Annotated in this window: 19 protein-coding genes; 11 read left to right on the forward strand and 8 right to left on the reverse strand. The window is 31.1% G+C overall.

Features of this window, described 5'->3' with window-relative positions:
- The first annotated feature begins 1 nt into the window (after position 1).
- Positions 2 to 919, forward strand: coding sequence for a 1-aminocyclopropane-1-carboxylate deaminase/D-cysteine desulfhydrase (locus BM072_RS13150; protein WP_092909310.1), 918 nt, complete (start codon positions 2 to 4; stop codon positions 917 to 919).
- Entirely contained in the window at positions 916 to 2,019 is a 1,104-nt protein-coding gene (locus tag BM072_RS13155; RefSeq protein WP_092909313.1) for a glucosaminidase domain-containing protein, read from the forward strand. The genes BM072_RS13150 and BM072_RS13155 overlap by 4 nt, the downstream gene beginning before the upstream one ends.
- 68 nt (positions 2,020 to 2,087) lie before the next feature.
- Here the strand turns inward: BM072_RS13155 and BM072_RS13160 are convergent, their stop codons facing one another.
- Complete coding sequence (locus BM072_RS13160) at positions 2,088 to 2,672, reverse strand: TlpA family protein disulfide reductase (protein ID WP_092909316.1); 585 nt, start codon at positions 2,670 to 2,672, stop codon at positions 2,088 to 2,090.
- A gap of 122 nt (positions 2,673 to 2,794) precedes the next feature.
- Here BM072_RS13160 and queA point away from each other — a divergent pair, with 122 nt between their 5' ends.
- Genes queA through BM072_RS13180 form a run of 4 tightly spaced genes read left to right on the forward strand, consistent with a single transcriptional unit; the run spans position 2,795 to position 6,853 of the window.
- Positions 2,795 to 3,844: a tRNA preQ1(34) S-adenosylmethionine ribosyltransferase-isomerase QueA gene (queA, locus tag BM072_RS13165; RefSeq protein ID WP_092909405.1), complete on the forward strand. Its 1,050-nt coding sequence runs from the start codon at positions 2,795 to 2,797 to the stop codon at positions 3,842 to 3,844.
- Between the two features lie 2 nt (positions 3,845 to 3,846).
- On the forward strand, positions 3,847 to 4,899 hold the full coding sequence (gene rlmN, locus BM072_RS13170; RefSeq protein WP_092909318.1) for a dual-specificity RNA methyltransferase RlmN: 1,053 nt from the start codon (positions 3,847 to 3,849) through the stop codon (positions 4,897 to 4,899).
- A 10-nt stretch (positions 4,900 to 4,909) separates the two neighbouring features.
- Positions 4,910 to 5,863, forward strand: coding sequence for a YncE family protein (locus BM072_RS13175; protein ID WP_092909320.1), 954 nt, complete (start codon positions 4,910 to 4,912; stop codon positions 5,861 to 5,863).
- A 12-nt stretch (positions 5,864 to 5,875) separates the two neighbouring features.
- Entirely contained in the window at positions 5,876 to 6,853 is a 978-nt protein-coding gene (locus BM072_RS13180; protein WP_092909322.1) for a polyprenyl synthetase family protein, read from the forward strand.
- Positions 6,854 to 6,909: 56 nt separating this feature from the next.
- Here the strand turns inward: BM072_RS13180 and BM072_RS13185 are convergent, their stop codons facing one another.
- Positions 6,910 to 7,569: a GNAT family N-acetyltransferase gene (locus BM072_RS13185; RefSeq protein ID WP_245752185.1), complete on the reverse strand. Its 660-nt coding sequence runs from the start codon at positions 7,567 to 7,569 to the stop codon at positions 6,910 to 6,912.
- Between the two features lie 3 nt (positions 7,570 to 7,572).
- Positions 7,573 to 7,764: a hypothetical protein gene (locus tag BM072_RS13190; protein ID WP_092909324.1), complete on the reverse strand. Its 192-nt coding sequence runs from the start codon at positions 7,762 to 7,764 to the stop codon at positions 7,573 to 7,575.
- A gap of 92 nt (positions 7,765 to 7,856) precedes the next feature.
- Between BM072_RS13190 and kbl the strand changes: the two genes are divergently transcribed.
- From kbl to BM072_RS13210, 4 genes are all read left to right on the forward strand, one after another.
- Positions 7,857 to 9,056 (forward strand): glycine C-acetyltransferase, encoded by a 1,200-nt coding sequence (kbl, locus tag BM072_RS13195; RefSeq protein WP_092909326.1) that lies wholly within the window; start codon positions 7,857 to 7,859, stop codon positions 9,054 to 9,056.
- Between the two features lie 66 nt (positions 9,057 to 9,122).
- Positions 9,123 to 9,617 carry a hypothetical protein gene (locus BM072_RS13200; RefSeq protein ID WP_092909328.1) on the forward strand — a complete coding sequence of 165 codons (495 nt, stop codon included), beginning with the start codon at positions 9,123 to 9,125 and terminating at the stop codon, positions 9,615 to 9,617.
- 65 nt (positions 9,618 to 9,682) lie between these two features.
- The gene (locus BM072_RS13205) at positions 9,683 to 12,370 is read left to right on the forward strand and encodes a PD-(D/E)XK nuclease family protein (protein ID WP_092909330.1); all 2,688 of its coding nucleotides are present in this window, start codon (positions 9,683 to 9,685) and stop codon (positions 12,368 to 12,370) included.
- 138 nt (positions 12,371 to 12,508) lie between these two features.
- Positions 12,509 to 13,777, forward strand: a complete 1,269-nt coding sequence (locus tag BM072_RS13210) for a dicarboxylate/amino acid:cation symporter (protein ID WP_092909332.1) — start codon at positions 12,509 to 12,511, stop codon at positions 13,775 to 13,777.
- A 71-nt stretch (positions 13,778 to 13,848) separates the two neighbouring features.
- On the opposite strand, the gene BM072_RS13215 is transcribed toward BM072_RS13210, so the two are convergent.
- On the reverse strand, positions 13,849 to 14,166 hold the full coding sequence (locus tag BM072_RS13215; RefSeq protein ID WP_092909335.1) for a GNAT family N-acetyltransferase: 318 nt from the start codon (positions 14,164 to 14,166) through the stop codon (positions 13,849 to 13,851).
- Between the two features lie 109 nt (positions 14,167 to 14,275).
- Positions 14,276 to 15,514: a metallophosphoesterase gene (locus tag BM072_RS13220; RefSeq protein WP_092909337.1), complete on the reverse strand. Its 1,239-nt coding sequence runs from the start codon at positions 15,512 to 15,514 to the stop codon at positions 14,276 to 14,278.
- Between the two features lie 155 nt (positions 15,515 to 15,669).
- Between BM072_RS13220 and BM072_RS13225 the strand changes: the two genes are divergently transcribed.
- Positions 15,670 to 16,920, forward strand: a complete 1,251-nt coding sequence (locus BM072_RS13225; protein ID WP_092909339.1) for a GTP-binding protein — start codon at positions 15,670 to 15,672, stop codon at positions 16,918 to 16,920.
- A 46-nt stretch (positions 16,921 to 16,966) separates the two neighbouring features.
- Here BM072_RS13225 and BM072_RS13230 read toward each other — a convergent pair whose 3' ends face one another.
- From BM072_RS13230 to BM072_RS13240, 3 genes are read right to left on the reverse strand one after another with little or no spacing between them, the layout of a single operon-like run.
- On the reverse strand, positions 16,967 to 17,383 hold the full coding sequence (locus BM072_RS13230; protein WP_092909341.1) for a hypothetical protein: 417 nt from the start codon (positions 17,381 to 17,383) through the stop codon (positions 16,967 to 16,969).
- Between the two features lie 48 nt (positions 17,384 to 17,431).
- Positions 17,432 to 18,439, reverse strand: coding sequence for a cytochrome d ubiquinol oxidase subunit II (locus BM072_RS13235; protein ID WP_092909343.1), 1,008 nt, complete (start codon positions 18,437 to 18,439; stop codon positions 17,432 to 17,434).
- 2 nt (positions 18,440 to 18,441) lie between these two features.
- Entirely contained in the window at positions 18,442 to 19,779 is a 1,338-nt protein-coding gene (locus BM072_RS13240; RefSeq protein WP_092909346.1) for a cytochrome ubiquinol oxidase subunit I, read from the reverse strand.
- Positions 19,780 to 19,841: the final 62 nt, after the last annotated feature.

Raw genomic sequence — 19,841 nt, forward strand, 5'->3', positions numbered from 1 at the left:
AATGATTTGGAACGATCACAAAAGTATAATTCAATCAATTGATATAAGTAAAATTACGTCACAAAATATTCAACTTTCAATTTTAAGAGAAGATTTAATTCATCCCGAAATTTCAGGAAATAAATACCGTAAATTAAAGTATAATTTTTTAGAAGCTGAAAAACTTGGTTTCAAAAAAATCATCACATTTGGCGGTGCATTTTCTAATCATATTTCCGCTACTGCAGCCGCGGGAAAAGAATATGGTTTTGAAACAATTGGTATTATTCGTGGTGAAGAATTAGCAGATAAAATTGAGGAAAATGCAACTTTACGATTTGCAAAAAATTGCGGAATGCAACTGCATTTTATTTCGCGAGAAGATTACAGAAAAAAAGAAGAAAATGATTTTCTTGAAACTTTAAATAATAAATTTCCAAATAGTTACGTTATTCCAGAAGGCGGCACAAATGATTTAGCTATAAGTGGTTGCAAAGAAATTTTACACGAAAATTGTGCTGAATATGATTTTATAGCTACTGCAATTGGAACATCTGGAACAATTGCGGGATTGATGGAAAGCACAAAACCTCATCAACATATTTTAGGTTTTCCGAGTTTGAAAGGTGATTTTATACAAAATGACATTAAAAATCTAACAAAAAAGCAAAATTTCACTATTTTTAATGAATATCATTTTGGTGGATATGGAAAAGTTTCGGAGGAATTAATTAATTTTGTAAATTATTTTAAACAAACAAACCAAATTCAATTGGAACCAATTTATACAGGAAAAATGGTTTTTGGTATTTTCGAATTAATTAAAAATCATTATTTTAGAGATTATTCTAAGATTTTAATGATTCATACTGGCGGTCTGCAAGGCATTGAAGGAATGAATCAACACTTAAAAAAGAAAAACAAAATTACTATAGAATGAAAAAATTATTATTAGTTTTTGGTTTTGTTATATCAATTGCTCTACAAGCACAAGAATCTAGAGATGTTTCGTATATCCGAAAACACGCGATTTTAGCCGTAGAAGAAATGCAATTGTACAAAGTACCAGCAAGTATTACGCTTGCGCAAGGTTTATTAGAAACTGGTGGCGGACAAAGTAAATTGGCGGATCAAGCAAATAATCACTTTGGTATAAAATGTAAAGGTCCGGAAGAATGGCCAAATGATATGCCGAGAATTTACCATGATGATGATGCGCGAGGCGAATGTTTCAGAAAATATGGATCGGTTGAAGAAAGTTACCGCGATCATTCTAAATTTTTAGCTTTAAGACCTTATTATAAAGCTCTTTTTAATTTAAATCAAACAGATTATAAAGCTTGGGCAAACGGACTTAAAAAATCGGGTTACGCAACAGATCCAAGTTATGCTTCTAAATTAATCTCTAGAATTGAAAAATATAATTTAGATCAATTTGATCAAATTTCTACAGAAGAAGTTTATGCAAAATTATATCATTTATACAACAATCAAGATGATAATTTATTGGCAAAAAACTCTTCAAAACAGCTTAAAAAAGAGGAACGTAAAGAAGAACGAAACGAAATTAAAGATTTAAAAAACGAAGTTTCTTTAGCATCTAATAAATCAATTGATGTTGTTTCTACAACAGATAATTCGCAAATAAATAACAGAACTGTAACGTACGAAACACGACCAATGAACCCGACGTTACGTATAAAAAGACATAAAAATAACATACCATACATTGTTGCATTAGCGGGAGAATCTATTGGTACAATTGCAAAAACGTACAACAAAGCACCTTCGGATTTGGCGAGTTTTAATGAAATACAAATGGGTTCTAAATTATATGATGGACAAATTGTATTCTTCGGAAAAAAGAAAGCAAAAGGATCTGAAACAACTTATAAAGTACAAAACGGTGATGATATGTATACGATTTCGCAGCGTTTTGGTGTAAAAATTAATAGCTTGTATAAATTAAATAAAATGGAGCCTGGTGATCAACCAAAAATTGGGCAACGTATAAATTTAAAAACAAAAGTGAGAAGTTAATTCACTCAAATAAACATAAAAAAAGCTTCCAAAATTGGAAGCTTTTTTTATGTTTATTATGTTTAATCTTATTTCATTTCTCTAAATAAATCAACTAATTGCGTATTAACTTCGCCCGTTTGATAATCCATCGGCGCTGGTGCATTTGCGTTTATTATGTTACCTTCTTTATCTAAAATAATAAAAGTTGGTATCACTTGAATTTGATAATCGTGTCCAAAATTATTTTCTCGTCCAGCAAATAGTTGCACACCCGACATTTGATTTTCTCTTACCATTTTCGCCCAAACTGGTTTGTCATCTTCATTATCTACAGATATACTCACAAAATGAATTGGCGCATCACGAAATTCTTCTTCCAATTGTTTCATAAACGGAATCTGAACTTTACAAGGTCCGCACCAAGTTGCCCAAATATCCATGTAAACATATTTTCCTTTAAAATCGGCTAAATCAAATCGTTTTCCATTTATATCAGCCAAAGAAAAATCGGGCGCTTTAACTAAATCTGTTGATGTATTTTGTATTAAAGAATCCTTTACAGCAACAGAATCTATGGCTTCTACTTCTTTTTGTTCTTCTATTTTTTTCTCTGAATTATTACAATTAAAAAGTGTAAATAATGCAACTAGTACTAAAAATATCTTTTTCATTTGTCTTGTATAAACCTCCAAAAATAAACAAATAAAGTTAGCAATATCATAAAAAGCACGTTTATACTTGACAAAGGGGTACGGAGAGTCGTATATTTGTAAAAATTTGTACAATTATGAAAATGAAAACTTCTGATTTCGACTTTAATTTACCTGAAGAACTTTTAGCAGAGCATCCTTCTGAAAATAGAGACGAATCTCGACTAATGGTTATTCACCGTGATACGGGAGTAATTGAGCATAAATTATTCAAAGATGTTATCGATTATTTTGAAGAAGGAGATGTAATGATTCGTAATAATACGAAAGTTTTTCCTGCTCGTTTAATGGGTAATAAAGAAAAAACAGGTGCTCAAATCGAAGTTTTCTTATTGAGAGAATTAGATGCAGAAACTCGTTTATGGGATGTTTTAGTAGATCCTGCTCGTAAAATCCGTATCGGAAATAAATTATTTTTTGACAACGATGATACATTAGTTGCAGAAGTAGTTGACAATACAACCTCTCGTGGTCGTACTTTACGTTTCTTATTTGATGGTTCTTACGAAGAATTTCGTGCAAAATTGAAAGAATTGGGAGAAACTCCACTTCCTAAATATATTTTACGAGATGTTGAGCCAGAAGATGCAGAACGTTACCAAACAATATATGCAAAACACGAAGGTGCTGTTGCAGCGCCAACAGCTGGTTTACACTTTTCTAAACATTTATTAAAGCGTTTAGAAATTAAAGGTGTAGAATTTGCTGAATTAACTTTACATATTGGTTTAGGAACTTTTCAGGCTGTTGAAGTTGAAGATTTATCTAAACATAAAATGGAATCTGAGCAAGTTATTATTCCTCAAATTACAGCAGATATTGTAAACCGTGCAATTGACGATAAGAAAAGAGTTTGTGCTATTGGTACAAGTTCTATGCGATCTATAGAATCTGCAGTTTCTGCGGACGGACATTTAAATGCATTAGATAGTTGGACAAATAAATTTGTTCATCCACCTTACGATTTTTCTATCGCAAATTGTATGATTACAAATTTCCACACACCAAAATCAACTTTAATTATGATGATTTCTGCGTTTGCTGGACACGATTTAACAATGAAAGCGTATAACGAAGCAGTAAAAGAAGGATACAGATTCTACTCTTACGGTGATGCAATGTTAATTCTATAAGTTTGACTACAACAAAAAAAGACATACGAAAGCTATCACAAGCTGAGATTGAAGATTATTTCAAAGAAATTGGAGAAAAATCATTTCGTGCAAAACAAGTGTACGAATGGTTATGGAAAAAAAATGCGCATCAATTTGATGACATGACAAACATTTCTAAAGCTTTGCGAGAGCAAATCGGAGAATCGTTCCAAATCCAACCTGTTGAAGTTGATCTTCTTCAAAAATCTAACGACGGAACCATCAAGAATGCTGTTAAGCTTCATGATGGTAACATCGTAGAATCTGTTTTAATTCCTACTGATACACGTACAACTGCCTGCGTTTCTTCGCAAGTTGGTTGTAGTTTAGATTGTACTTTTTGTGCAACAGCGCAATTAAAACGTATGCGTAATTTAACCGCAGCAGAAATCGTAGACCAAGTTGTTATTATTGATGATGAAAGTAAACGATTTTTTAATCGACCATTAAGTAATATTGTTTTTATGGGAATGGGAGAACCTTTGTTAAACTATAACGAAGTAATTTCTGCCATCAAAAAAATAACATTGCCCGAAGGTTTAGGAATGTCACCGAAACGTATTACAGTTTCTACTTCTGGTATTCCGAAAATGATTGAAAAACTTGCTGACGAAGATTTACGCGTTAATTTGGCAGTATCCTTACATTCGGCTCGAGAAGAAGTTCGTAATGTGATTATGCCGTTTACCGTTAAATTTCCGTTGACGGATTTAATGGAAAGTCTTCAATATTGGTACCAACAAACCGGCTTACGTATTACGTTTGAATATATTGTTTGGGGAGGTGTTAACGATAAAAAAGAAGATATTGATGCTTTGGTAAGCTTCTGTAAAAAAATTCCATCTAAAATAAATATTATCGAGTATAACGCGATTGAGGAAGACGGAATGTACAAACAAGCATCAGAGCAAGCAATTAACAGTTATATAAAAGCATTAGAAGCCAACAATATTGTGGTAAATGTTCGTAGAAGTCGTGGTAAAGATATCGACGCTGCATGTGGACAATTAGCCAATAAAACGGGGAATGCATAGATAAAATCAAATGAAATATTTAGCCATATTTTTATTTTTTATTCTGACTAATCACAGTTTCGCGCAAGTAGTAGAAAACATCGATACATTATCTATTGATGATTATAAAATGGAAACATTGTACTTACCTCCTACTTTAAACGAAATCTCGGCATTAGAATATGAAAAAGAAGATAAAAATGTGGCTTCTTTTTGGGGTTTAAATGATAGTGGAAATAAGCCAGAATTGTATCGTTTTGATGCAAAAACGGGCGAAATAATCAACACTATTTTTATTACAAATGCGCCAAATATTGATTGGGAAGAAATTTCTACAGACGATAATCGTATTTATTTTGCTGATTTTGGAAATAATATGGGAAATAGAAAAAATTTAGCCATTTATTTTATTGACAAAAAGCAAGTTGATTTTTCTAATCCAAAACAAGAGTTAAAAGCGCAGAAAATTGAATTTTATTATCCTGAACAAGCTATTTTTCAGTTCAAAAATTTGACTACAAATTGGGATGCCGAAGCTTTTTTTATCTATAATGATAAAATTCATATTTTCACAAAAGAGTGGTCTAATTTACAAACCACACATTACGTTGTACCAATTGATACAACAAAAAAACATGCAGCACAAAAGCTTGAAACTTTTAAGACAAATTATGCTGTAACAGCGGCTTATATCAATACTGATAAAAATAATGCTACAAACGGAATTTATTTATTGGGTTATACCAAAGATGCTTTAGCGTTTATTAATTGGTTTGATTTGCCAAAAAATAACGAGGATTTATTCTTCACTTCTCAAGTTAAAAAAATAAGTTTACCTTTGGGTTTCACAACTCAGTTGGGACAATTAGAAGGAATTTCTGTTTTAGCAACAGAAAATAAAATCTGTTTTAGTGGAGAAGAATTTAATTTTAAAGGCTTTTACGCAAAACAAGTTATGCATTGTATCAACAATTTTACAAATTAAAAAAACAAAATTTTGAGTAACACGGTAGATTTGATTAAAGCTCCGATTGCGGAGGAAATGAAATTATTTGAGCAAAAATTCTTCGAATCAATGAAGAGTAATGTTTCACTTTTAGACCGTATTACACATTATATTGTTCGTAGAAAAGGAAAACAAATGCGTCCTATGTTTGTTTTTTTAACTGCAAAATTAAACGGGCAAGTACAAGAAAGAACTTATCGTGCAGCCTCGTTTATCGAGCTGATACATACCGCAACTTTGGTACATGATGATGTGGTTGATGATAGTACACTACGTCGAGGATTTTTCTCTTTAAATGCGATCTGGAAAAATAAAGTTGCTGTTTTGGTTGGAGATTATTTCTTATCAAAAACATTAATTATTTCGACAAAAAATAAAGATTTTGATTTATTAGAAGTCGTTTCTGTTGCGATACAAGAAATTTCTGAAGGTGAATTATTACAAATAGAAAAAGCTCGAAAATTAGATATCACAGAAGATATTTATTTCGAAATTATCCGAATGAAAACCGCTACGCTTATTGCGGCATGTTGCGAAGCTGGCGCGCGTTCTGTAGGTTGTACAGAGGAAGTTGCCAAGAAAATGCACAAGTTTGGTGAATTGGTTGGAATTGCTTTTCAGATAAAAGATGATTTGTTTGATTATACAACTTCTAACGCAATTGGAAAACCTGTCGGAATTGATATAAAAGAACAAAAAATGACGTTGCCTTTGATTTATTCGATTAATACCGCGAATGAAAAGGATAAAAAATGGTTAATCAATTCGGTTAAGCGTTACAACAACGATAAAAAACGTGTGCGAGAAATTATTCAATATGTAAAGGATAATGGAGGAATTGAGTACACGCAAAAAATGATGAAACAATATAGCCAAGAGGCTTTAGATATATTATACGAATTTCCCGAAAATGAATACCGAAATTCATTAGAAACAATGGTGAAATACGTGATGGAAAGAGAAAAATAACAAAAAAAGCTGTTACAAAAATGTAACAGCTTTTTTATTATAACAAGAATAAATTCTTAAATATTTTTCTGGAAAATAAAATCATCCATAATATATCCGTTTCCGATATCAAAAGTTTTAGATTCTATGTTCTTAAATCCATTCTTTTCGTAAAAACGAATTGCTTTTGCATTGTTTTTATTTACTGTTAAATGAACAGCTTTTGCATTTTTATCAATTGCATAATCCACCACTCTATTCAACATCAATTGCCCAATTCCTTTAAACTGTGTATCTTCTTTCAAATAAATTTTAGATAAGAAAACGGTATTATCTTCCTCTAATTTATAATGTAAATATCCAGCCGGAATGTTATCAACTTTCAGAATTTCCCAAACATCACCATTTGCAATTCCTTCGTTAATTTTTTCGTTACTGTACATCATCTCAATCATATAATTGATTTGATCTTCTGATAACAAATCTTTGTAACATTCGTTCCAAATTGTATGCGCTAAAGGCTGAATCAAATGTATATTTTTATCATTAACAGTATGAAAATGACAATAAACATTTGCTTTTACAGGATTTATATTTTCAGGTTCTACCGTATTCAAAGTCGCTTCTTTTCTACGTTCTAATTCACCTTCAATCATTTCTGTTGTCCATTTACGCTTTAAATAATTGTAATAAACAAACGATAAAAGCACAAATAAAACCAAATCCGGAACCATCATCCATTAAGACTGTGTTAGCTCTTGTAAATCGGCTTTTATAACACCAAAAGTAACCAATAAGGCAATATTTAAGGCTATAACAACAATCCCTAAAAAGTATAAACCTACAACTGATATGATTAATTTTAATTTGTCTTTATTGAATAATTTACCTAGAAAATAATATTGAAAGATTAAAATAAGTATTGTAATCACTTTAATTAAATTTTATGTCTTACAAAAATACGGAAAAATCTACCCTTTTCATTTATATTTGTAAAAAACATACACAACAAAAGTGATTTATTATGTATAGCGATAAATTTCAAGATTACTTACAAACACAACTTAATGATTTAGAAGAACAAGGATTGTTCAAGAAAGAAAGAATCATTGCTTCTCCACAAAGTGCAGAAATTACATTAGAAAATGGTCAAACTTTATTAAATTTTTGTGCAAACAATTATTTAGGTTTATCAGACAATAAAGATGTTATTGCAGCTTCACAAAAAATGTTAGACGATAGAGGATACGGAATGTCATCTGTTCGTTTTATTTGTGGAACGCAAGATGTACACAAACAATTGGAGAAGAAAATTGCAGACTTCTTAGGAATGGAAGACACTATTTTATACGCAGCAGCTTTTGATGCGAATGGTGGTGTTTTTGAACCTTTATTTACAGAAGACGATGCAATTATTTCGGATGAGTTAAACCATGCATCTATTATTGATGGTGTGCGTTTATGTAAAGCAGCCCGATACCGTTACAAAAACAATAATATGGCAGATTTAGAAGCGCAATTAATTGCTGCTTCAGAAAAAGGTCACCGTTTCAAAATTATTGTAACAGATGGTGTTTTCTCTATGGACGGAATTGTTGCAGATTTAAAAGGTGTTTGTGATTTAGCAGATAAATACGATGCTTTGGTTATGGTTGATGATTCTCATGCAACTGGTTTTATTGGTAAAACTGGTCGTGGAACGCACGAACATAACGATGTTATGGGACGCGTTGATATTATTACCTCAACTTTAGGAAAAGCATTAGGTGGTGCAATGGGTGGATTTACTTCTGGTAAAAAAGAAGTAATCGAAATGTTACGCCAAAAATCTCGTCCTTACTTATTCTCTAACTCTTTGGCTCCAGGAATTGTTGGTGCTGCATTACAAGTGTTAGAAATGTTAGAAAGTGACACAACTTTACGTGACCAAGTAATATGGAACGCAAACTATTTCCGTAAAGAAATGGTGGCCGCAGGTTTTGATATTCCCGAAGGTGATGCTGCAATTGTACCAGTAATGTTGTACGATGCAAAATTATCGCAAACAATGGCAGATAAATTATTAAACGAAGGCGTTTATGTTATCGGCTTCTTTTTTCCTGTTGTTCCTCGCGATAAAGCGCGTATTCGTGTACAATTATCAGCTGCACATACCAAAGAACAATTAGACCATACAATTGCAGCTTTTATAAAAGTTGGAAAAGAATTAGGTGTTATTAAATAAAAATATATTCTTTGATAAATACAAAGCGACTAAGTAATTTTAGTCGTTTTTTTTTATATTTAAATTATGCTTTTCAAAAACAAAAAATATCAATTAACGACAAAACTTTCTGAACAAGAGATTTTTAAAATACTGAATGAAAATACAACAAAGGAACAATTAATTAGTTTTACAAAATCAAATACATTTTTTGTAGGTAAAATCGAAAATAACTATTTCAAATTAAAAAAAGTTGTAGATGGTCAAAATAATTTTGTCCCTATTCTCAGTGGAAGAATTTCAACTAAAAATAACCAAACTTTTATTGATCTCTCATTTCAACAAAATAGTACGGTTGATATTTTCATAGGTCTTTATATTTTTGTAACAAGTATTTTTCTAATCTTTGCTTCAATTATGATTGTAAATGACAATCTTCACCCTAAAGCAATCATTCTGATTCCTTTTCCTATTTTATTTTTTGGGATAATTATTTACGAAGTTAATAGCTCTGAAATCAAGAAAGAGTCAATTAATTTTTTTGAAAAGTTATTTCAAGAAAAAGTTGATATTGTTAAATAACAACGTCACCAATTGTCTTTTAAATTTTATACTTTTACTTCAACTCAATTTTAGAATATAAAATAATGGCCAAATTCATCGAAAGTGTTGTAACTGATTTACTAGAAAAACAAACAAATTTTCTTAATACAACGCTGATTTTACCAGGAAAACGTCCAATGTTATTTTTCAGAGAAGAATTTCAGCGTCAAGCTAAAAATATCATTCTGCCACAAATGAAAAGTATCGAAGAATTAATGAGCGATCTTTCTGGTTTAGAAATTATTTCTGGAATTAATTTATGGTTCAAAGCTTATCAAGCCTATAAAAAAGTTGTTACAAAACCCGATACTTTCGAAGAATTTATAAAATGGGGACCAACTGTTCTCAAAGATTTTGATGATATAGACGCTTCGTTAGAACCTGCAAATAAAATTTTAGATTATTTGGTTTCCGTTGAGCGAATTAATCAATGGGGAGAAGGAAAAATTGAGATTGGTAAAAATGAAGTGATTCAAAATCATTTGACATTTTGGGGAATTGTTTCAAAGTTATATTTTCAATTACAACAAGATTTAATTGATGCAAAAGAAGGTTATGCAGGAATGGTTTTTCGCATTGCAAGCGAAAAAGTTAACGAAATAGTAGAAGATCGTTCGCAACATTATATTTTCGCAGGTTTTAATGCGTTGACTAAAGCCGAACAAGCTCTTATTTTTAGATTAGAAAAAGAAAATATTGCAACGCTTTATTGGGATGTAGACCGTTATTATTACACTAATCCAAACCAAGAAGCAGGTTCTTTTCTAAGAAAATACAAAGAAAAAATAAAACCAATTAATTGGATTGTAGATGAGTTTTCAAAACCGAAAAACCTGAATACAATTGGTGTTGCAAAACAAGTTGGACAAGCAAAATATATTGCCGATTTAATTAAAAATCTATCAGAAGAAGAAATTAAAAATACGGCTTTAATTTTGGCTGATGAAGCAATTTTACCAGCAATTTTAAACTCTTTACCCGATAATATTTCGCATCTAAATATTTCGATGGGAATTCCGTTGCGTTCGGTTCCGTTAGCGCAATTTTTTAAATCAATTTTTGAGTTACAAATGAACCGAGAAAAACTAGGAAAAGGTTCATTATTTTACTTCAAAAACGTTTTGCAAATACTCGAAAATAAAACATTATCACATTATAGTTCAGACGAAAGTCGAAAATTAATACACGATATTCGAACTCAAAATCGAATTTTTAATTCACCAAATTCGATACAATCTGCCTTAGGCGAATCAATTTTTAAGAGTTTATTTCAGATTCCGACCAATATCACGTCGTTTATTCATCATTTAAAAGATTGGACGGATCAATTGCTTCATCATCCTGCGATGAATGATTTATTGACAAAAGAATATCTTTTCTATTTTAAGAAAGTTTTCAATCAATTACACGAAAATCTGTTACAAGTTGATGATATCAAAGATTACAGAACCTTATTTTTATTGTATAATAAAATTGTACAATCAGAATCAGTTGCATTTATTGGAGAACCACTAAAAGGACTGCAATTAATGGGATTATTAGAAACAAGGTTGTTAAATTTTGATACCATAATCATGACTTCTGTTAACGATCAAATTTTGCCTTTGGGACGACAAAATAATACGTTTATACCGTATGATATTCGTAAACAGATGAAATTAAATACGTTTACCGAAAATGATTCTATTTATGCATATCACTTTTATCGATTAGTTCAACGCGCTAAAAATGCATATTTTGTATATGATACAGAAGCTGATGGAATGGGTACTGGAGAAAAATCGAGGTTTTTAGCGCAAATTAAATTTGAAAGTCAACATAAATTAAACGAAAGTTTTGCTGCTCCAAATTTCATCTCAAAACCGTTAAAAGAAATCATTGTTCCAAAAACAGATGAAACAATGAAAAAATTATGGAGTTGGGCAGATTATGGTATTTCGCCTTCGTCACTTTCTACCTATTTGCGCAATCCATTGGATTTTTATGAACAACGCGTTTTTAATGTCAAAGATGTTGAGGAAGCTGAAGAAACTGTAAGCGCGCGTACTTTAGGAAATATTGTACACGGCGCATTAGAAGATTTGTATTTGCCTTATTTAAGTAAAATTTTGACCGAAAATGATTTCAAAATCATCGAAAAAAGTAAAAATAATGCGTTGCAAGAGCATTTTAGAAAAGAATATAAAGATGGACATTTAGATAAAGGTCCTAATTATTTGATTTATAAAATTGCTGAACGAATTGTTGATGGTGTTTTAACAAAAGATGCTAAAACAGCAAAAGAAAATGAGTTTATAATTCGTGCATTAGAAAGTAAACATGAAGTAGATTTTCCGCTTACAAATGGTAAAACTGTCAAATTAAGAGGAATTATTGACCGCATTGATTCGGTAAATAATCAATTAAGAATTATTGATTATAAAACTGGTTTTGCCAAAGATATTTCGGTAAAAACGGAAGAAATAGAAGTTGTTTATCAAAAAGAAGATAAAGCAAAACAATTGCAATTGATTTTTTATGCACATTTATTTTATGGTGATATAAAATATCAAAATCAACCAATAGAATTGTGCATTTATCCTATAAAATTCCCGAATAAAGAGCTGATTAAATTGTCGGTAGATAAAAATACGACCATCGATTATTCGATTGTAGAAAATTCTACCATTCCAATGGCATTATTGATTGAGGAAATTTTGAATCAAGAAATACCATTTAAACAACTTGATTAGTAAGATGTACACCGAAAAAAAACAGACCACAAACAGCAGATAATTAACGCTTTATAGTTTGACTGGTGTATTAATGTCTTTTAAATCTTAATAGTTTATTAAAAAAATAGTAGTTTTGGAAAAGTTTAAAATCGTATAATGAAAAACAACAAACTTTTTGTAGCAATTATCGTTGCACTTATTATAGGTGTAGCACTTGGTGGCTATGTGCACTACAATACCTCTCCAGAATTTATTAAATCGTTTTCGACGAATATAAAACTCTTAGGTACAATTTTTATTCGTTTAATACAAATGATTATTGCGCCATTAGTCTTCTCAACTTTAGTAGTTGGTATTGCTAAAATGGGTGATATGAAAATGGTAGGTCGTGTTGGTGGACGCGCTTTAGGTTGGTTTCTTACAGCATCTTTAACTTCTTTAGTTATTGGATGTATTGTTGTAAATATTATGAAACCTGGTGAAGGCTTAAACATTGAAATGGACGCAAGTTCTGCTCAAGATTTATTAAAAAATCAAGCATCACTTACTTTAGAACACTTTGTAAATCACATGATTCCAAAGTCTGTTTTTGAAGCATTTTCTACGAATGAAATTTTACAAATTGTTGTATTCTCTATCTTTTTTGGAGTAGCATTAGCTGCATACGGAAAACAAGGAGAAATGATTACGAAAGCATTAGACAAAATTTCGCATGTTGTATTAATTATGGTTGGTTACGTTATGTGGACTGCGCCATTAGGAGTTTTAGGAACAATTTCTGCTGCTGTTGCAACTTACGGATTTGGTATTTTTGCCTTATATGTAAAATATTTAGTAGCCTTTGTACTTGGTATTTTATTACTTTGGATTGTACTTTGTTTGGTTGGATATTTAATCTTAGGAAAAAGATTATTCGACTTATTACGTCACATAAAAGCACCATTATTAATCGCTTTTTCTACAACTTCGTCAGAAGCAGTTTTCCCTAAATTAGTAGAAGAATTAGAAAAATTTGGCGCTCAACCAAAAATTATTTCATTTACATTACCGCTCGGTTATTCGTTTAACTTAGATGGATCGATGATGTACATGACCTTTGCCTCATTATTTATTGCGCAAGTTTACGGTATACACATGCCAATAGAAAAGCAAATATTAATGTTGTTGGTATTAATGTTAACCTCAAAAGGTGTTGCAGGTGTACCACGCGCTTCTCTAATTGTAGTTGTTGCAACTTGTTCTATGTTTGGTATTCCACCAGAAGGAATCGCTTTAATCTTACCTATTGACCATTTCTGTGATATGGCACGTTCTATGACAAATGTTTTAGGAAATGCATTATCTACAGTTGCAGTTGACAAATGGGAAGGACACATTGCTGTAGAGCAAGAATATACGCACGATGATGATCATCACAAAGCATAAAACTTTATAAAATAAAATTAAAAAAGCGACCAAAATTGGTCGCTTTTTTAATTTATGAGATTCAATAGATTCTATAACTCATTGTATTTTACAAAAGACGAATCTACAATTCTTTTCCATTCAGGATGTCTTTTGATGTATGCAAAAACATAAGGACAATACGGAAACAAACTATTTTTATGTTCTTCTAAATAAACCAATGTTTTTTCTACCAAAGCAGCAGCAATTCCTTTACCAGCCAATTCTTCTGGCACTTCGGTATGGATTAATTTTATTGCTTCTCCTTCTTGCTTATAATCTATAAAAGCAATATATCCGTCAACTGTTAACTCAAAACGAGCAGTTTTTTCATTTTTAATGACTTCTAATGTAATTAATTCTTCGTTCATTTTACTCTATTTTTGTTGGATTATTTTAACTCAAATTTCGAACAAAACAAATTAATATTCATTAACCTACATCAAAAAAAGCAACCAAAAATTGATTGCTTTTTATTATTTATACCGTTGTACTTTTCAATTCTATTACCGTAATTTCTGGCCAAACACCTACTCTACCAGGATAAAAATGATAACCAAAACCTCTGTTTACATTAATTATTCTTCCTTCGTATGCATAAAAACCTGCCCATTGCGGATACACATATTGCGCAGGACTCCATCTAAAACCTATACTCGGAACTTCAATTCCTAATTGCATACCGTGTGTATGTCCAGAAAGCGTCAAATCGTAATGTTTCTTATCTTTCTTTACAATTTCATCCCAATGCGAAGGATCATGTGACATTAATATTTTAAAATCTCTAAAATCAACTCCAACAGAAGCTTTATCAATATCACCTAATTTCTTGAAACGTGTTCCCCAATTCTGAACACCAACTAACGAAATTTTTTCACCATTTTTTTCGATAAAACGATTTTCATTCAATAAAAGTTCCATTCCAATTTTAGGAAAAATAGCTTTTATTTTCTCAAAATTTTCTTGTTTATCTTCTTCTGATTTCCAATCCGAATATTCACCATAATCATGATTTCCCAAAACAGCAAAATTACCATAAGGTGCTTTTTTTATCTTAGAAAAAACATCATACCATTTGTCCATTTCCCAATAAAAATTATTGACAATATCTCCCGTAAAAAGCAAAATATCAAACTCTTGCTCATTTATCAAATCAATTGCATATTCAATTTTTTCGCGATTATCTAAACTACCCGAATGAATATCAGTAATGTGTAGAATTTTAAAACCGTCAAATGATTTTGGTAAACGATCAAAAACTAATTTTTTCTTGATTACTTTAAAGTTATACTTTCCTAAGGTCATTCCATAAATCAAACTAAAAAATGGAACAGCCGCAACTGCTAAACCAGAAATCATTACAAATTTTCTTCGCGAAGGCAAATAAGTATTTTCTGATGTTTGATGATTTGTTGTACGATTAAATAACCAACCAAATCCTCTAAAAATATCTTGAATTAAAAAGAAAACAAGTAAAATTAATCTCGGAAAACCAAAAAGCATAAACAAACCAACACTCCACATTGTGGTTTGTGTTTGTCCTACATTTCGGTCAAAAAATACCATATTATAGCCTAAATTAGCCAAAACTAAGGCAAATAAAATGACATTTAAGATTAAGAAAAACTTATTTTTTATAAACTTTTTAAAGTTAAAATAAAGGTAGATTTCAAGAAATATTGAAATAATTATTAGCGTAATAACACTGCTTGCAAACATAGTTTGAATTGATTTTGAACAAAATTAAAATAATTCTTAACATAAGTTGCTTTTCTGTAAATTCTTAACAGATTATTATAATAATTATAGCGCATACAAAACTATATTTTGAGTTAGAATAACGTAACTTTGTAAACATTTTTAAGCAAAAAATTATGGAAAAAAGACTACCAGTAACGGTACTTTCTGGATTTCTTGGAAGCGGAAAAACGACACTTCTTAATCATATATTACACAATAAAAAAGGTTTAAAAGTTGCTGTTATCGTTAACGATATGGGCGCTGTAAATATCGATGCACAAATGATTGCGCGCGAAAATAACCTTATTCAAACCGATGAAAAATTAATCGAATTAAGCAACGGTTGCGTTTGTTGCGAATTGCGTGAAGATTTAATTATCGAGATAGAAAAATTAGCAAAATCAGGCAAATACGATTATTTAGTGATTGAAAGTTCTGGAATTTCAGATCCTGGACCAATTGCGCAATCATTGGATTTTGTTTCGCCTGATGGTAAAATTGATCTTCCAAAATATGCGCGTTTAGACACATTGGTAACTGTGGTTGATACCTTAAATTTCTTTCAGAATTTAGGAACAGATGAAAATGTTTTTGATCGTGGATATAGCAAAAATAATGAAGATGATCGCCCGATTGTTAATCTTTTAATTGATCAAATTGAGTTTTCGAATGTTATTATTTTGAATAAAATGGATTTGATTGATGAAGAAGCGTTAATCAATATTGAGGCATTTGTGAGAAAACTTAATCCAACGGCAAAAATAATTCCGGCAAGTTTTTCTCACATCGAATTAAATGAGATTTTAAATACAAATCTTTTTGATTTTGAGAAAATACAAGACATGGATGCTTGGGTAAAATTATTGGAAGAACAAGAAAAAGAAGCGCATCATCATGAGCATCACCACGAACATAATCATGAATGTGGAGCAAATTGTACACACGAGCATCACGATCATTTAGAAGAAAAATATGGAATGACTTCTTTTGTGTATCGTCAACAAATTCCATTTCATGCAGAGCGTTTTTTAACGTATATGAACGATGATTTTCCTGCAACTGTTTACCGTTCTAAAGGTTTATTTTGGTTGGCGAATCGTCCTGATGAAGCAATATTTTTAAGTCAAGCTGGTGGTAGTATTCGTATTGATCCTGCTGGCGCTTGGTGGTGTTCTATGCCTTTTAAAGAAAGAATTCAGTTTGCGGCTTATCAAGTTAATCAAAAGCAAATTGATGAAAAATGGTCAAAAGAATGGGGTGATCGTATTATAGAAATCGTATTTATTGGTCAAGGAATTGATAAAGAAAAAATAACTGCAGAATTAAATGCATGTTTGTTAAATGAGCAAGAAATTGCAGAATGGCAACAAAAGCACAATAATTAAGCAATAAATTAAAATAAGAAAAGGCTTCCAAATTGGAAGCCTTTTCTTATTTTCTATACAATATAAATTTATTTTCGCCTTTATTATCTTTATACAAATGTCCATCATCGTTCAGCAAACTAAGATTTCCATTTTCCTCTAAAAATCGATATGCAGAAGCATCTGTACCATAAACTACATAAAAATTACCATCTGTAATCCAAGTTCCTTCCTGTATTTCTATCGGTTTTTCGCCTACACGATCTATTTTTACAACATAGGTATTATCCTTGTAAAAACTAAATGTATAAATGGTCGAATCTTTATTATTTAGCGTAATTATTCCTTCGTATTTACTCAAAAGATTATTTTCGTTTTTTGAAAAACCAGAATTATTAATTATTTCAAATTTTGCAACTGGATCTTTATAACTACAACTTAATAGCAACAAAGAAAATATAATGGTAGGTAGAAAAGATTTCATTTTAAAAGAATTACTCAGAATTCTTAAATCAAGTTACGTACCAAAATATTAAATTTTCTGTTTTTTATTAAATGAATACATCAAATAGAAAAAGAATGGTAAAATAAATACCGAACCTAATAACAATGCCCATCCTAACATATTTATCGTACTTATTGCACCAATGTCTCTGATTAACGATAATGTAGAGCCATCTTTGAACAATACTAGATTAGGAAAATGCGAATATGAAACGGCAAATAATATCATCATAACAATCAAAGCTGCATATACTTTTGTAAAACTATCTTTTCCTTTTCTTAAATCTTTAATTAAAAGTAGAATCGAAATTGTAGCTAAGCCAACGGCTATAAATCCATAAATTTCAGAAGTAATCCAATCAAATAATGGAATGTTTTTCCAGATTGAAACGATAAAAACAATTGCTCCTCCAACAAAAATTAATCCTGTATAAATTTGAGCTCTTTTTCTTAATTTAACTTTGTCTTCTTCTTTTTTAACCGATTGAATTGAATAAACCGAAGCCAAAAATGCACAAATAATTACCGTAAATATTCCGACAGAAACGTTAAACCAACTTAACCACGAATAAATATAAGCATCCAAAAAAGTTGTTGCATTATTATCTATACTTCCAGAAACTAGCGAACCTGCAATAATTCCTAAAAACAAAGGCGTTACAACACTAGAATAGGTAAAAATAACCGCATATAATTTGTGCCATTCATCTTTTATAACATCATAATTTCGGAATGTAAAAGATGTTCCGCGCGCAATAATTCCCAATAACATCAAGACCAACGGAATATGTAAATAATTGGAAACTTGGGCATACATTTTCGGAAAACCAACAAATAAAATAACAATCGCGATAATTAACCACATGTGATTGGCTTCCCAAATTGGACCAATTGAATTGTACATTATTTTTCGAGTTCGCTCTTTAAAATCCTTTTTAGAAAATAATTCGACAATTCCAGCTCCAAAATCAGCTCCACCTAAAATTAAATATAAACAAGTCGAAACCCATAAAAAGGCTGTTACAACGTAAATCATAATTAATGTTTTTCTGGTTTATAATTTGGATCTTCGGTATCGTAAAGCTTTGCAACCATTTGTATTTGACGATTCATCAAGAAAACTAAAATAATTGAAAGCGTGATAAACACAAATGTAAAAATGTAAAATGAATATTGAATTCCTGGCATTGGCGTTATAGAATCTACAGTTCGCATGATACCATAAATAATCCAAGGTTGTCGTCCAACCTCAGTAACCGTCCAGCCTGCTTCTAAAGCAATATAACCGAAAGGTGTGGCAATCATAAACATTTTATAGAACCAGCGTTTAGACAGCCAATCTTTTTTAAAGAAATGCGCAATTAAAAAGATAACTGCAATTGCCATCATCAACATTCCAAATGCAATCATAATCTGAAATGCATAATGCACAATAGCTACTGGAGGCCATTCGTCCCGAGGAAATTCTTCTAAACCTTTTACTTCTGTATTAAAATCCGAATGAACTAAAAAGCTTAAAACTCCAGGAATTTTTAAAGCATAATCTAGCTTCATATTCTCCTCATCAGGAATACCTCCTAAAACAAAAGCTGCCGATTTTTCAGTCTTGAAATGTGCTTCCATCGCCGCCAACTTTATTGGTTGACGTTCTGCAACTGATTTTGCCGAAACATCGCCACTTAATGGCGCTAACAAAGCCGCAACAATTGCCATAACAGCACTAATTTTAAAAGCTTCTTTATGAAAATTTACATTTTTACCTTTTAAAATTAAATAAGCGTGTAAACCAGCAACAGCAAATCCTGTGGCACAAAAAGCAGCAATTGTCATGTGTAATGCTTGTGAAAACCACGCATCGTTAAACATTGCTTTTATTGGATCAATATTTAGATATTCGCCATTTACAAAATCAAAGCCAGTAGGCGAATTCATCCAAGCATTAGCTGCAACAACTAAAATACCTGAAGCTAATCCACTAATCCCTACTATAACACCACAAATCCAATGAAACCATTTATTAAACTTATCCCAACCATACAGAAAAAATCCAAGCGCAATAGCTTCTATAAAAAAAGCGGTTCCTTCTAACGAAAAAGGCATACCGAAAATTGGTCCTGCATGTTCCATAAATTTAGGAAACAATAATCCTAACTCAAACGAAAGCATTGTACCAGAAACGGCTCCTGTTGCAAATAAAATTGCAACACCTTTGCTCCACGCTTTGGTTAATCCTTTGTAAATTTCTTTTTTGGTCGTGAGGTATTTGTAATGTGCAATCGCCATCATGAAAGGCATAACCATGCCCACACAAGAAAAAACTATGTGAAAGGCTAAGGACATTGCCATTTGACTTCGCGCAGCAATAAAATCGTCCATAAGAAGTGTTTTAAAATTTTCTATGTTAAAGTTAGTGATTAAAAAAAGGCAACTCGAGATTG

The organism is Algoriella xinjiangensis (assembly GCF_900115015.1).
Taxonomy (GTDB): domain Bacteria; phylum Bacteroidota; class Bacteroidia; order Flavobacteriales; family Weeksellaceae; genus Empedobacter; species Empedobacter xinjiangensis.

Bases quoted from the DNA above. Each gene is read 5' to 3' on its own strand.
- queA (WP_092909405.1), top strand. From the start codon at position 2,795: ATGAAAACTTCTGATTTCGACTTTAATTTACCTGAAGAACTTTTAGCA.
- BM072_RS13225 (WP_092909339.1), top strand. From the start codon at position 15,670: ATGGAAAAAAGACTACCAGTAACGGTACTTTCTGGATTTCTTGGAAGC.
- BM072_RS13220 (WP_092909337.1), bottom strand. From the start codon at position 15,514: ATGTTTGCAAGCAGTGTTATTACGCTAATAATTATTTCAATATTTCTT.
- BM072_RS13210 (WP_092909332.1), top strand. From the start codon at position 12,509: ATGAAAAACAACAAACTTTTTGTAGCAATTATCGTTGCACTTATTATA.
- BM072_RS13155 (WP_092909313.1), top strand. From the start codon at position 916: ATGAAAAAATTATTATTAGTTTTTGGTTTTGTTATATCAATTGCTCTA.
- BM072_RS13175 (WP_092909320.1), top strand. From the start codon at position 4,910: ATGAAATATTTAGCCATATTTTTATTTTTTATTCTGACTAATCACAGT.
- BM072_RS13200 (WP_092909328.1), top strand. From the start codon at position 9,123: ATGCTTTTCAAAAACAAAAAATATCAATTAACGACAAAACTTTCTGAA.
- BM072_RS13160 (WP_092909316.1), bottom strand. From the start codon at position 2,672: ATGAAAAAGATATTTTTAGTACTAGTTGCATTATTTACACTTTTTAAT.
- kbl (WP_092909326.1), top strand. From the start codon at position 7,857: ATGTATAGCGATAAATTTCAAGATTACTTACAAACACAACTTAATGAT.
- BM072_RS13185 (WP_245752185.1), bottom strand. From the start codon at position 7,569: ATGATGGTTCCGGATTTGGTTTTATTTGTGCTTTTATCGTTTGTTTAT.
- BM072_RS13215 (WP_092909335.1), bottom strand. From the start codon at position 14,166: ATGAACGAAGAATTAATTACATTAGAAGTCATTAAAAATGAAAAAACT.
- BM072_RS13230 (WP_092909341.1), bottom strand. From the start codon at position 17,383: ATGAAATCTTTTCTACCTACCATTATATTTTCTTTGTTGCTATTAAGT.
- BM072_RS13150 (WP_092909310.1), top strand. From the start codon at position 2: ATGATTTGGAACGATCACAAAAGTATAATTCAATCAATTGATATAAGT.
- BM072_RS13235 (WP_092909343.1), bottom strand. From the start codon at position 18,439: ATGATTTACGTTGTAACAGCCTTTTTATGGGTTTCGACTTGTTTATAT.
- BM072_RS13240 (WP_092909346.1), bottom strand. From the start codon at position 19,779: ATGGACGATTTTATTGCTGCGCGAAGTCAAATGGCAATGTCCTTAGCC.
- BM072_RS13205 (WP_092909330.1), top strand. From the start codon at position 9,683: ATGGCCAAATTCATCGAAAGTGTTGTAACTGATTTACTAGAAAAACAA.